Below are 12,843 nucleotides of genomic sequence, written 5' to 3'. Positions count from 1 at the left end.
CCGAAGTCCCTCCGCAACTTCCTCCCAACCGTTCGGCCGCCGGCAAAAAAAGGGTCGCCCCCTCACGGGAGCGACCCTCGTCTTCTTGCGGAACCGACAGCGGGTTCCGGACCTTCATCCGTCCGTTATCTCTTCCCTACGGCTGCGGGCTTCACATCCATCTTGAGCGAGTCGTTCTTGAGCGAATCCACCGGAGCGGGAGCCACGTAGGGCTTCACGTCGATGAGCTCCACCTCGAACTCGAGTGCCTCGTTGCCCTCGATTTCACGACCCATGCCGCGGGGACCGTATGCCAGGTCGGAGGGAATCCACAGATGGATTTTGCCGCCCTTGCCCACGAGCTTCATACCCTCGGTCCAGCCGGGAATCACACGGTTGAGCGCGAACTCAACGGGCACGTTCTTGTCATAGGAGTCCGGATTGCGCTTCTTGAGCATCTCCTGACGCTCGGCGGGAAGGTTCTCGAAAATCGACGAGTCGAAGACCTCACCGTTGCGCTTGCGGCCCGTGTACTGCACCTTCACCACGTCGCGCGAGTCCTTGGGCATGACCGTTTCGTCGCCCATCTTCTCCACCTTGTAGAGCAGGCCCGACTCGGTCTTCTGGACGCCCGACTTCTTCTCAATCTCGGAGAGCCACTGCTCCGAAGCGGCCTTGTTCTCGGCCGGACGCTTTACCATGAAGTAGTACTGCAGGTAGCGGCCCACCTCTTCCTCGGTCATCTTGGCGTTGTCGTCACGCACGTTCTGCATCGCCTCCGAAATCCAAACCAGCTGGATGGGGAGCTTGCTCTCCTTGATGTTGAAGCCGATGTCGTTACCGAAGGCGTACGAAATCTCGGTGCGCTCCTCCTCGCTCTCGAACATCGAGGGGTCGGCGTCGGGATACTCGACCTTCGTCGAATCGCCCCCGGCCAGACGGATGCTGTCGGCCTTGGCACGCTCCTTGGCAATGGCCTGCATGCGCTCGGGGCGTTTCTCCATGAAGTAGGTCTGCAGCTGCTTGATGGCATCGTCGTGGCTGAGCGACGACTTGCCCAGCGCGCTCTCCTGAAGCGCCTTGTCGAGGGCCTTGTAGTCGAACGGAACGTCGCGCAGCTGGTACTTCATGCCCAGGCCGATGTTGGCACCCAGAGCATACGACAGCGAGTCGAACTCCGACAGGCTGCCCATCGTTACGCCGCTTTTGTCTCCGCCGCACGCAACGAGCATCGCAGCGCCGGCAAGCGCTGCTGCAAAAATGGTCTTTTTCATGATTTGTACGTATTATCGTTTTTCAACTGTATCCTGTTTACATCCGCGCGCAAAGTTATAAAAATATCGGCACAACGGTTCACATTAACGGTTTAAATTCGAACGGCGCATCCGATTGGCGTAGCGGTCGACCTTCAGAAGCTCGATTTCGTAGTAGAGCGTCTGGTTGGGCTTCACGCCCAGCGAGTCGCACCCCGCGGCTCCGTAGGCGGCCGACGAGGGCATCCACGCCTTGATGCGGCCCCCCTCGCCCAGCAGCTTCAGGCTCTCGCTCAGGCCCTCGGTCAGGTCGCGCAGCTCGGTGCGCACCGTATCGCCCCGCTCGTAGGAGGAGTAGAGCTCCTCGCCGTCGGCCGTGCGCAGCAGGTAGCGGAACACCACCGAATCGCGCTCGTTGACGGGCGTACGCTCGGCATCGCCCACATCCTCGACCGTATAGGTCACACCCGAAGTGGTCCGGGCGTAGGCGCGGTTCGACTTGCGGATATCCTCGAGGAACTGCTCCTCGTAGGCGCGCGCCTTCTCGGGCAGCGCATAGTTGACATAGCTCAGGAAGAAGGTCTCCGCCTCGTCGGCCGTCAGCCGCGTCTTGCCGCGGAAGTGGTCGCGGATACCCTGGCATACGGCCTCGACGTTGAGCGTCGAGTCCATCCGCATCAGGTTCATCCCCACGTTCATGCCGATGACATAGGCCACCGAGTCGAGGTCGTTGTGCAGCTTCACGCTGCCGCCCTTGTTTTTCGAGCAGGCGGCCAGAGCAAGCGCCGCCAGTGCAATCACTAAAGTTTTCTTCATTTTTCCGTTATCGAAACGGGCGTACACCCTTTATATTATGTCGTAGTTGTGCATTCCTATGCCGTCCGCTGCTTTCCGTGCGCCGAGAAGAGCAGGATGAGCAGGCTGCCCAGAATGGCGGCAGCCGTCGACCCCATCAGGATGGCGATTTTGCCGCGGTCGACAAGTTCCAGGTTGGTAAAGGCGAGCGAATCGACGAAGAGCGACATCGTGAAGCCGATTCCGCCCAGGCAGGCCACGGCCAGCAGCATCCGCCACGAAGCCCCCTCGGGCATGGTGGCCAGCCCCGACTTCACGGCGCCCCAGCTGGCCAGGAAGATGCCGAGCGGCTTGCCCACCAGCAGGCCGAAGAAGACGCCCAGCCCCACGGCCCCCGCATCGGGCGAGGCGGCGAAGATGTCGAGGTACTCCACCGAGACAGGCACGCCAGCGTTGGCCAGCGCGAAGATGGGCATGATGAGGAAGGTCACGTAGGGGCTCAGCGCATGTTCGAGCCGGTGGCTCAGCCCCACCGAGTTGGCCGCCACGTGGCGCATCTGCCTCATGTAGTAGCGCTGCTCCGAGTTGGGGAATTCGTCGCCGGAGGCCTCGGACATGAAGAGCACGGTCCTCAGCGACCGCATCTTGCGCACGAAGTAGGCGCGGCCGTAGCGCGGCCGGTCGGGGATGAGCATCGCCATCGCCACACCCGAGATGGTCGAGTGCACGCCCGAGTAGTAGAAGAGGCTCCAGACGATGACGGCCGGCACGAGGTAGTACATCAGACGCGTCTCCCCCAGCCGCTTCATCCAGTAGACGAAGAGCATGATGGCGACGGCCAGAAGCAGGAAGCCCAGCCGCACCTTCTCGCCGTAGAAGAAGGCGATGACCAGAATCGCCCCCAGGTCGTCGGCGATGGCGAGCGCCGTGAGGAAGACCTTCAGCGAAACGGGGACCCGGCGCCCCAGCATCGAGAGGATGCCGATGGCGAAGGCGATGTCGGTGGCCGTGGGGATACCCCAGCCATTGGCCGCCACGCCCCCGTGGTTGAAGAGGAGGTAAATCAGCGCCGGAGCCGCCATGCCACCGGCGGCGCCCAGCACCGGAAGAATCGCCTTGCGGAGCGTCGAGAGCTGCCCCGAGATGATTTCGCGCTTGATTTCGAGGCCGACCGAGAAGAAGAAGATGACCATCAGGCCGTCGTTAATCAGCTTCTCGACGGTCATGCCGCGCGGATAGACCCAGTCGATGACCCCGTCGGGGCTGTGGACCGCCAGCGAGAGGTCGGTCTGCAGCAGATGGTGGTAGTACTCCGCCGTGAGGGGAAGGTTGGCCAGCAGCATGGCAATTCCGACGCAGACGAGCAGCACTACGCCGCCCGCCCAGGGCGCCTCCATGAAACGACGGCCCCGCAGCCCTAGCTGATGGCGCCGGCGCACCCATCCGTATTTGAGAAAAATTCGCATATCCAAAAGTTGCGTTTATCGTTTTCGGGTGATTTTGCGACCTGCCCGCCCAACGGCAGCGACCGCTCGCCCGGCTCTGCACCCTCCTTCGGCTCCGCGGCCGGGTGCAGCCCGGGACGTCCCCTTTGCCAACGGTCAACACCGGTTGCCTCCGCCACGGGAGCCCCCCGGCGCCGCAAAGCCTACCGCTCCACGGCGGGGTTCGACTTGAGGGTCTGCCCGCAGAGCTTCCAGAGCACGCGGGCCCCCGTAATAGCGTTGATGCGCACCTCGGTGCGGGGCACCACCTCCACCACGTCGAATCCCACGATGCGGCGGCCCGAGCGGACCAGCACGTCGAGCAGATAGATGGCCTGGTTGAACGAGAGCCCTCCGTTGACGGGCGTTCCCGTATCGGGGCAGTTGTCGAACGACAGGCCGTCGATGTCGAAGCTCACGTAGACGAGCTGCGGCAGCGCCTCGACGATGCGGCGGCACTGCTCGCCCCAGCTCACCCCCTCGAAGCCGGCCGCCGCGAGGGCTCCGTCCTCGAAGCTCACCACGCGCTCCGACCGCTCGGCCAGCTGCGCCTCGCGCTCCGAGAAGTCGCGCACGGCCACCTGCACCAGACGCGTCACCTGGGGCACGTCGCGCAGGACGTTGTACATCACCGAAGCGTGGGAGTACTCGAACCCCTCGTAGGCCTCGCGCAGGTCGCGGTGGGCATCGATGTGGAGGATGCCGAAGGCTTCATGGCGTTCGCCCAGCGCCCGCAACAGACCGTAGGGGGTCGAGTGGTCGCCGCCGACCAGCCCCACGAGCTTGCCGGCTTCGAGCCAGCGACGCGCCTGCCGGCGGATGTTGGCGTTCATGGCGGCACACCCCTCGTTCACCCGACGCAACTTGCGTACCACCGACTCGTCGGAGGGGTCACCCCCCTCCTCGAGGTGTTCGATGATGCGGGCCGCATCGGCGCGCAGCCGCTGCGACTGCTCCTGCAGCGCATAGTCCACGTCGGCCGTGGCGATGCCGCGCCGCCACTGGCCCGGGGCCAGCGGGTCGTGGAAGTCGAGCTGCGTCGAGGCCTCGATGATGGCATCGGGGGCATAGGCCGCCCCTGCGCCGTAGGAGACCGTCACGTCCCACGGTGCCGAGATGAGCACCAGCTCCGCCTCCTCGGGCTCGAACGGGAAGCCGAAATAGGTCCCCGTATCCACACCGACCCCATCGGGGTCGAACGCTTTCAAATCCATATACGAAACGTGTTTTAAGGAACAAAAGTACACAAATTTTATTTTTTATCTAACTTTGCTCCGATTTTTACCGCAAAACAGACCACCATGCTGAAAATCATCGCCGACAGCGCCATCCCCTTCCTCGAAGGGGTCCTCGACTCCTGGGCCAAGGTGCGCCGGCTCCCCGGAGCCGTCATCACGGCCGCCGACGTCCGCGACGCCGACGCCCTCATTATCCGTACCCGCACGCGCTGCAATGCGGCGCTGCTTGACGGCTCGCGCGTCGGCTTCATCGCCACGGCAACCATCGGCTTCGACCACATCGACCTGGAGTACTGCCGCCGGCGCGGCATCGGCGTGGCGACGGCCGCCGGCTGCAACGCGCGGGGCGTACTGCAGTGGGCCGGAGCGGTGCTGCACTACCTCTCCCGCGAGCAGGGGTGGAGCCCCGCCGAACGAACGCTCGGCGTAGTCGGCGTGGGACACGTGGGGTCGCTCGTCAGCGAGTATGCCCGCCGGTGGGGCTTCCGCGTGGTCTGCTGCGACCCTCCGCGCGAGGAGCGCGAACGGCTCGGATTCCTTCCGCTCGAGCAGGTGGCCGAGCAGGCCGACCTGCTCACCTTCCACACGCCGCTCGACGCCTCGACGCGCGGCATGGGCTCGGCCGCCCTCTTTGCGCGCATGAAGCCCGGCGCCGTGGTGATGAACTCCTCGCGCGGCGAGGTGGTCGACGGACAGGCGCTGCTCGAGAGCGGCCACCCCTTCGTGCTGGATGTCTGGGAGCACGAGCCCGACATCGCACCCGCGCTGCTCGACCGGGCGCTGCTGGCCACCCCCCACATCGCCGGCTACACCGAGCAGGGCAAGGCCAATGCCACGGCGGCGGCCGTCGCGGCCGTAGCCCGCGCCTTCCGCCTTCCGCTCGAGGGGTGGTACCCCCCGTCGGTTACCCCCTCCCGTCCGCGCCCCATCTCGTGGGAGGAGCTCGGACGCACCATCCGCGACGCCTTCGACATCGAGGCCGAAAGCCGCTATCTGAAGGGCCACCGCGGGGAGTTCGAACAGCTGCGCGACCACTACCCCTACCGCCGCGAATACTTCTGAGGGGAAAAACATACGACATCCGGCTTTTTTTCCTATCTTTGGGGCCATATTGAAACGAGGCATGATATACCGCCGAATCATAAAACCCATTCTCTTCTCGCTCAGCATCGAACGAGCCCACGCCGTGGTTCTGCTGCTGCTGCGCATCATCGGCCGGATTCCGGGCGGACGCTGGCTGCTGCGCACGTGCTATGCCGTGGAGCATCCGGCGCTCGAGCGCGAGGTCTTCGGCCGCAAGTTCCGCAACCCGGTCGGTCTGGCCGCCGGCTTCGACCACAACGGCGAGGCGGTGCGCGAGCTGGCCGCGCTGGGCTTCGGCTTCGTCGAGGTGGGCACCGTCACCCCCAAGCCCCAGACGGGCAACCCCCGCCCGCGGGTCTTCCGCCTGCCCAAGGACAACGCCATCATCAACCGCGTCGGTCTCTGCAACAAGGGGCTGGAGCGTGTCCAGGAGAATCTGCGCCGCCCCCACGACGAGGTCATCGTCGGCTGCAACATCGGCAAGAACACCGGCACGACGCCCGAAAACGCCCCGTCGGACTACCTGAAGCTCTTCCGCAACCTCTACCAGTATGCGGACTACTTCACCGTCAACATCAGCTGCGACAACGCCTGCAACGAGGGGACGAGCCACACGCGCGAGCAGATTCTGCGCATCCTCGACCCCCTCTTCGACTTCCGCCGCGGCCAGAACCAGTACCGGCCCATCATGCTGAAGATTTCGCCCGACATGCCGGACGAGGTCCTCGACGAAATCACCGACATCCTCCTCTCGACGCCGCTCGACGGCATCGTGGCCACCAACGGCACCCACCGCCGCGGCAAGCTGCACACCAGCCCGGCCTCCATCGCCAAAATCGGCAACGGACGCCTGAGCGGCGCCCCGCTAACGGCCCGCGCCGTCGAAATCGTACGACGCATCCACCAGCGTTCGGGCGGCACCTACCCCATCATCGGCGTGGGCGGACTGATGACCCCCGAGGAGGTGAAGGCGATGCTCGATGCCGGAGCCGACCTGGTGCAAATCTACACGGGCTACATCTACAACGGTCCAAGCTTCGTCAAACAGATTTGCCGAATGCTTGTCGCCGACGCCGAGGCGAAGGCGACGCAATCATAACTTCCAGCCATGCAAGCCACCATCCTGACCATCGGCGATGAGATTCTCATCGGCCAGATTGTGGACACCAATTCGGTATCCATTGCCAAATACCTCAACGCGGCGGGTGTCGTCGTGCACGAGAAGTGCTCGATAGGCGACGACCGCCGGCAAATCATCGAAACGCTCGAGCGCAGCCTCGCCCAGTCCGACATCGTGATTCTCACGGGCGGCCTCGGCCCCACGAAGGACGACATCACGAAGAAGACCCTCGCCGAGATGTTCCACAGTCGGCTGGTTGTCGACCCGACGGTCGAGGAGCACGTCCGGCGGATGCTCGAGGCGCGCGGCATCGACTTCAACGAACTCAACCGCGGCCAGGCGCTCGTACCCGAGTGCTGCACGGTGCTCTTCAACGCCCACGGCACGGCCCCCGGCATGTGGTTCGAGCGGGGCGGCAAGGTGGTCGTCTCGCTGCCGGGCGTACCCTTCGAGATGGAGCACCTGATGCAGGACGAGGTGATGCCGCGTCTGAAGGCGCACTTCTCGCTCCGCCAGATTGTCCACCGTACGCTCATCACGGCGGGGCTGGCCGAGTCGATGCTCGCCAAGCGCATCGAGAAGTGGGAGGAGGCGCTGCCCCCCTACCTCAAGCTGGCCTACCTGCCCAATCCGGGCGCCGTACGGCTGCGCCTGTCGGCCTACGAGGTCGAGGGCAAGACCGTGGCCCGGGAGATTGAGCGGCAGTTCGACGAGCTGCGCAAGATTATCCCCGAATACATCGTGGGCTACGAGACGGAGACGATGCAGGAGCTGGTCCACCACACGCTCACGCGCCGCGGCCTGACGCTGGCCACGGCCGAGAGCTGCACGGGCGGCGCCATCGCCTCGCGCTTCACGGCCATGCCGGGCGCCTCGGCCTACTTCCTCTGCGGCGTGGTCTCCTACAGCAACCGGGCCAAGAGCGAGGTGCTGGGGGTTCCCGCCGAGGAGATTGAGCGCTACGGCGCCGTGAGCGAGCAGGTTGCCCGCCACATGGCCGAAGGGGTGCGCCGCCTGGCCCACGCCGACTACGCCGTAGCCACCACGGGCATCGCTGGCCCGACGGGCGGCTCGGCCCAGAAGCCGGTCGGCACGGTCTGGATGGCCGTGGCCACCCCCCGTGGCACCTACGCCGTGGTGAAGCAGTGCGGTACGGACCGGGGCCAGATTATCGACCGCGCCTCGGCCTTCGCCATCGGCATGCTCCACGAGCTGCTCGACAAGGAGGAGCAGACGGCTCAAACGGAGGCGCAGGCAGAAAAACAGGCCTGACAGGCGCAAAACACAACACGCTGACAAACAACGTATTGCGAAAACAAAAGGAATTATTCCGCACATTTGTGCGCAGATTCCTCGAATTTTGACTATATTTGCACTCCCTTTCGGGGATTTTAACCAAAAAAACACAAAGATGAAAGTTTGCGAAATCACTGGCAAAGTGGCGATTGTGGGCAACAACGTTTCCCACTCGCACCACAAGACCAAGCGCAAGTTCAGTCCCAATCTGAAAACCAAGCGCTTCTGGTCCGAGGAAGAGGGCCGCTGGATTACCCTGCGTGTATCGGCAGCCGGCATGAAAACGATTAACAAGAAGGGTCTTGCAGTGGCAATGCGCGAGGCAGCCGCAGCCAAAACCATCTACTAAAAAAACCGAGTAACACATGGCAAAGAAAGGCAACAGAGTTCAGGTCATCCTCGAGTGCACCGAACAGAAAGAGAGCGGCGTTGCGGGAATGTCCCGTTACATCACCACCAAGAACAAGAAGAACACGCCCGAGCGTCTGGAGCGCAAGAAGTACAACCCCTTCCTGAAGCGTGTCACCGTTCACCGTGAAATCAAATAGTTATTGAAGCGTTATGGCAAAGAAAGTAGTCGCAACACTGAAGACCGGCACGGGCAAACAGTTTACCAAGTGCATCAAGATGGTCAAGTCCGAGAAGACGGGTGCCTACATGTTCAAGGAGGGCATCATCGCCAACGACCAGATCAAGGCGTTCTTCGAGGAGAAGAAATAAGTATTTCCGGAGAAATCCGAAATACAAAGGGCATCCCGACGGGGTGCCCTTTGTGTTTTTCAGGGGGTCGGGCGGCATCTTCTCGCAAAAAATCGCTATATTTGGGAAAAGAGCGGGGTCCGCTCACACGACACTGCCATGAAACAGACCCTCACATTCACCCCCTCGGTCATCCCCTCGACGGCCAGCCGCCTCGACCCCGACGCCTTTGACCGCAGTCTGGAGGCCTTCAACGAGAAACGCTACCGCGACTCGTTCCTCGCGCTGCTCGACTTCATCGGCAAGGGGCTGCGCACGCGCTACGGCAACGCCGATGCCACCGCATTCGAGATTCCCCACGGCTCCATCGTGGTCCGCATCCGCACCGACGGCGGGCGGCTGCGCATCGAGGCCCCCTTCCTCGAACTGCCCGGGAAGGGGCGCATCCCGCTGCTGCGCCAGGCCGCCGTGCTCAACATCTGCGGCATGGACCTGCCGCGGATTGTACTGCGCGGCGAGCGCCTCTACTTCGAATACGAGTGCCCGATGACGCTCGTCCACCCCGCCAAAATCTACTACGTGCTGCGCGACATCTGCCACACGGGCGACCGCTACGACGACGAGTTCGTCACCAAGTTCCACGCCCGCCGCATCTGCGAGCCCCGCATCGAGCGCTACGACGCGGAGATGGTCGCCCGCCTCTGCGACGCAATTCGCGCCGCCTGCGACGAGGGGCTGCGCGAAGCCGCCGCCTTCCAGAACGAGCGCAACTACGGCTACGCATGGAACATCATCGCCACGACGCTGCTGCGCATCTGCTACCTCGCCCGGCCGCAGGGGCAGCTGCTCAACCAGCTCGACCGCGCCATCCACGAACTCGACCGCGAGGACATTCCCCTTCCGGAGGTGGTCTCGCGCGGCTGCTCGTTCGCCCGCACGCTCGGCGCCATGAGCGACGAGGAGCTCGCCGAGGGGCTCTACCGCATCGAGACCTTCATTCCCGAGAAGAGCCGCGCCACACTCAAGAGCATCCAGGACGCCTTCTCGGAGAGCGCCGCACGGTGCGCCGAAGCGCTCGAACGCAAGGATTACGCCGTCTGCTGCCTCTCGACCGTCTACAAGTTCTATGAGATGTACTACAACAGCGACGTGCCTGAGCAGGTCGACGCCGTCATCTCGCAGGCGCTTGCCCAAAGCGCCTCGCGGCCGCTCGAGGAGGCCGCGCCGCTGCTCAACGACGCCATGGAGTGCATCATGGAGGGCGACTTCGGCGAAGAGGAGGATGGCGACGACGACCCGTCGGCGAAGGCCTCGGCCGGCGAAACGACCCCGTCGGGCGAGGCGTCCGCATCGGAGGCGCCCGACACGGGGGCCGGCGCCGGAGAGCCCACGCCGCTGCAGCGCGAAGCCATGACCGGCGTCCTGCTCCAGAGCGGTTTTCTGGAGCGCTACATGAAACAACGCATCCACGGAACGGAAGCCCCGGACGCCGCCGGCGCCGCGGAGCGCCCCGACCCTAAACAGACCGAACGATGACTGACCGCAATTCGCTCTATGCCGCCGTGCTGAAGGTCAACCATGCCGGCGGTTCGGGAAGCTGCTTCTACCTGAAGCGCCACAACCTCTTCGTGACCAACTACCACGTCATCGAGGGGTTCCACACGGTCGCCCTGCAGGACAACGACCGCCGCGCGTGGCGGGCCCACGTCGTGCTGGCCAACCCGGCCCGCGACATTGCGCTGCTGGCCGCCGAGGGGGACTTCTCGACGCTGCCCGAGCTGACCCTCGCCACAGAGGAGCCCCTCATCGGCGACAAAATCCGCGTGGCGGGCTACCCCTTCGGCATGCCCTTCACCCTCACCGAGGGGAGCATCTCCTCGCCCGACCAGCTGATGGATGGGAGCCACTACATCCAGACCGACGCGGCGGTCAACCCCGGCAACAGCGGCGGCCCGATGCTCAACCTCCGCAACGAGGTCATCGCCATCACGGTGAGCAAGCTCACCGATGCCGACAACATGGGCTTCGGCATCCCGGTCGATGCCCTCCGCCCGATGCTCGAGCGCACGGGCGAACTCGACGCGACGACCTACCGAGTGCAGTGCCCCGGCTGCGACGAGTTCATCGCCGGCGAGGAGGAGTACTGCCCCAGCTGCGGCGTGCGGCTGCCCGAGGGGGTCTTCCGCGAGCGGGGGCTCACCGACCTGGCGCAGTTCTGCGAAAAGGCGATTGCCGCAATGGGGGTCGACCCCGTGCTGGCCCGCATCGGACAGGAGTCGTGGCGCTTCCACAAGGGGAGCTCCGAAATCCGACTCTTCGTCTACGAGGACTCCTACCTCTTCTGCACCTCGCCCATCAACATCCTGCCCAAACGCGACCTTGAACCGGTGCTCACCTACCTGCTCTCGGCCGACGTGGCCCCCTACAAGCTGGGGCTCGAGGAGAACCAGATTTACATCGCCTACCGGGTCCACCTGACCGACATCTTCTCGGACGAGGCGCCGCGCATCGGCCGCGAACTGACGGGGCTGGCCCTCAAGGCCGACGAGCTGGACGACTACCTCCACGAGAACTACGGCTGCGACTTCTCGGAATACGCCCGGCGCGAGGAGCAGAACTGAATCGAAGCAGGTCGAGGACCGATACGCTGAAAAACAGGAGGTCGGCACACCTTCGGGGTGTGCCGACCTCCGTCGCATCATGCAGACCAGGCCGCCGCAGCCGCATCAGAAGCGGTGGACCGCCCGCACGAGGTACTTCGTACCCTTCTGGATTTCGTTCAAATAGGGCGGTTCGAGCCCCAGATGGTTCATCCATACCCGGCGGGCATCAATCTCGGTCGACGAGAGGTAGTAGATGGAGCGGTCGAGCTTCCGCCCGCCGTGCTCCCGCAGCGTGGTGTTGAAGCGCTCGCGGGCGTCGCGGTCGAGCCGCATGCGCGAGCCGCCGTTGTAGTTGTGCCCCAAGGTGAGCAGCTCGTCGATGGCGGGCAGATACCACCCCTCGCCCTTGCGGTGGCACCACTCGAAGGCCGGGAAGTCGGACCACGCAAGCCCGTCGCGTTCGATGACCCGGGCCACAGCCTCCATGTTTTTTCGCCCGTCATCGCGCGAATCGGCCCCCACCGTCTGCAGCCGCTCCTTGTGCAGCAGGCACCACGGCAGGAAGAGCTCGTCGAGCGAGAGCACCAAACCGTGCAGCCCGTCCTCCGTCACGGCGCATACGACGCCCACGACACCGTCCACTTCATAGTAGTCACTCGGCCGGTAGCTGCGCACCGTGCGCACGCCGGAGGTCTGCTCCGGCTGTGGTTGCGGCTGAGGCTCCGGTTGCAACTGCGGCTCCGGCTGCGGGCCATCCGCCGGCGCAGCCGGAACGGGAGCCGGAGTCGGGGTAGCAGGAGCGACCGGTGTAGAAATCGGAGCCGGGACCGGAGCAGGCACCGTGACCGGGGCGGACGTCGGAGCGGAGTCCGGTGTCGGGGCAGAGTCCGGTGTCGGGGCAGCCGGAGCAACCGGAGCCGGAGTTGGGGTCGGGGCAAATTCATCCCGCTCGCCGTTGGGATATTCGATGTAGCTGACCTCGCCGACGGGCAGCACGTAGGTCGGACCGTCGGGGTTCGTGAAGCGCTTGTAGCGCACCGTTTCGGGTGAAATCTCCGTGACGAGGACCTTCAGCCGCTGTCCGTCGCGACGGACCAGCAGGTCCTGCGCCCCGGCCAGCGAGAGCCCTCCGAAGAGCAGCGCCACCAGGCAGATGAGTGCACGTTTCATCGTTTGCGAATGGTTGTTTCTGACAAAGATAGCGTTTTTTCGCAAACCTCGCCGCCCGGGCCGCCTTCCCGACCGAAAAAGCGGGCCCTCTCGACCGGCATTTGTTTGGTTTTGCGCGCGCAG

General features: G+C 64.3%; 13 protein-coding genes. 8 read left to right on the top strand and 5 right to left on the bottom strand.

What is annotated here, in order from left to right; genetic code table 11:
• Positions 1 to 125 precede the first annotated feature (125 nt).
• The 4 genes from C8267_RS09145 to C8267_RS09130 form a co-directional block, all read right to left on the bottom strand.
• Entirely contained in the window at positions 126 to 1,253 is a 1,128-nt protein-coding gene (locus C8267_RS09145; RefSeq protein WP_106634399.1) for an FKBP-type peptidyl-prolyl cis-trans isomerase N-terminal domain-containing protein, read from the bottom strand.
• Positions 1,254 to 1,337: 84 nt separating this feature from the next.
• A complete protein-coding gene (locus C8267_RS09140; RefSeq protein ID WP_087360240.1) occupies positions 1,338 to 2,048 on the bottom strand; it encodes an FKBP-type peptidyl-prolyl cis-trans isomerase in 711 nt (236 codons plus the stop codon).
• A gap of 56 nt (positions 2,049 to 2,104) precedes the next feature.
• Positions 2,105 to 3,493 carry a Na+/H+ antiporter NhaA gene (gene nhaA, locus C8267_RS09135; RefSeq protein ID WP_087360237.1) on the bottom strand — a complete coding sequence of 463 codons (1,389 nt, stop codon included), beginning with the start codon at positions 3,491 to 3,493 and terminating at the stop codon, positions 2,105 to 2,107.
• A 182-nt stretch (positions 3,494 to 3,675) separates the two neighbouring features.
• On the bottom strand, positions 3,676 to 4,725 hold the full coding sequence (locus C8267_RS09130) for an agmatinase family protein (protein ID WP_106634398.1): 1,050 nt from the start codon (positions 4,723 to 4,725) through the stop codon (positions 3,676 to 3,678).
• A gap of 90 nt (positions 4,726 to 4,815) precedes the next feature.
• On the opposite strand from C8267_RS09130, the gene C8267_RS09125 reads away from it, so the two are divergent.
• The 8 genes from C8267_RS09125 to C8267_RS09090 all read left to right on the top strand — a co-directional run bounded on the left by C8267_RS09125 (position 4,816) and on the right by C8267_RS09090 (position 11,568).
• A complete protein-coding gene (locus C8267_RS09125) occupies positions 4,816 to 5,811 on the top strand; it encodes a 4-phosphoerythronate dehydrogenase (protein WP_106634436.1) in 996 nt (331 codons plus the stop codon).
• Between the two features lie 64 nt (positions 5,812 to 5,875).
• Positions 5,876 to 6,931, top strand: coding sequence for a quinone-dependent dihydroorotate dehydrogenase (locus tag C8267_RS09120; protein ID WP_106634435.1), 1,056 nt, complete (start codon positions 5,876 to 5,878; stop codon positions 6,929 to 6,931).
• A gap of 9 nt (positions 6,932 to 6,940) precedes the next feature.
• Positions 6,941 to 8,224 carry a competence/damage-inducible protein A gene (locus C8267_RS09115; RefSeq protein WP_106634397.1) on the top strand — a complete coding sequence of 428 codons (1,284 nt, stop codon included), beginning with the start codon at positions 6,941 to 6,943 and terminating at the stop codon, positions 8,222 to 8,224.
• A gap of 139 nt (positions 8,225 to 8,363) precedes the next feature.
• A complete protein-coding gene (rpmB, locus tag C8267_RS09110; protein ID WP_087360228.1) occupies positions 8,364 to 8,597 on the top strand; it encodes a 50S ribosomal protein L28 in 234 nt (77 codons plus the stop codon).
• A gap of 16 nt (positions 8,598 to 8,613) precedes the next feature.
• Positions 8,614 to 8,796, top strand: a complete 183-nt coding sequence (gene rpmG / locus C8267_RS09105) for a 50S ribosomal protein L33 (RefSeq protein ID WP_087263103.1) — start codon at positions 8,614 to 8,616, stop codon at positions 8,794 to 8,796.
• 13 nt (positions 8,797 to 8,809) lie between these two features.
• On the top strand, positions 8,810 to 8,968 hold the full coding sequence (locus C8267_RS09100) for a DUF4295 domain-containing protein (RefSeq protein WP_106634396.1): 159 nt from the start codon (positions 8,810 to 8,812) through the stop codon (positions 8,966 to 8,968).
• 138 nt (positions 8,969 to 9,106) lie between these two features.
• Entirely contained in the window at positions 9,107 to 10,483 is a 1,377-nt protein-coding gene (locus C8267_RS09095) for a hypothetical protein (RefSeq protein WP_106634395.1), read from the top strand.
• Positions 10,480 to 11,568, top strand: a complete 1,089-nt coding sequence (locus tag C8267_RS09090; protein WP_087360219.1) for a trypsin-like peptidase domain-containing protein — start codon at positions 10,480 to 10,482, stop codon at positions 11,566 to 11,568. Before C8267_RS09095 ends, C8267_RS09090 begins: the two co-directional genes overlap by 4 nt.
• A gap of 105 nt (positions 11,569 to 11,673) precedes the next feature.
• Here the strand turns inward: C8267_RS09090 and C8267_RS09085 are convergent, their stop codons facing one another.
• Positions 11,674 to 12,720, bottom strand: a complete 1,047-nt coding sequence (locus C8267_RS09085; protein ID WP_106634394.1) for a hypothetical protein — start codon at positions 12,718 to 12,720, stop codon at positions 11,674 to 11,676.
• Between the last annotated feature and the right edge of the window lie 123 nt (positions 12,721 to 12,843).

The sequence above is a fragment of the Alistipes sp. Marseille-P5061 genome (assembly GCF_900290115.1).
Taxonomy (GTDB): Bacteria; Bacteroidota; Bacteroidia; order Bacteroidales; family Rikenellaceae; genus Alistipes; species Alistipes excrementigallinarum.
This window is presented reverse-complemented; position numbering and strand designations above follow the sequence as displayed.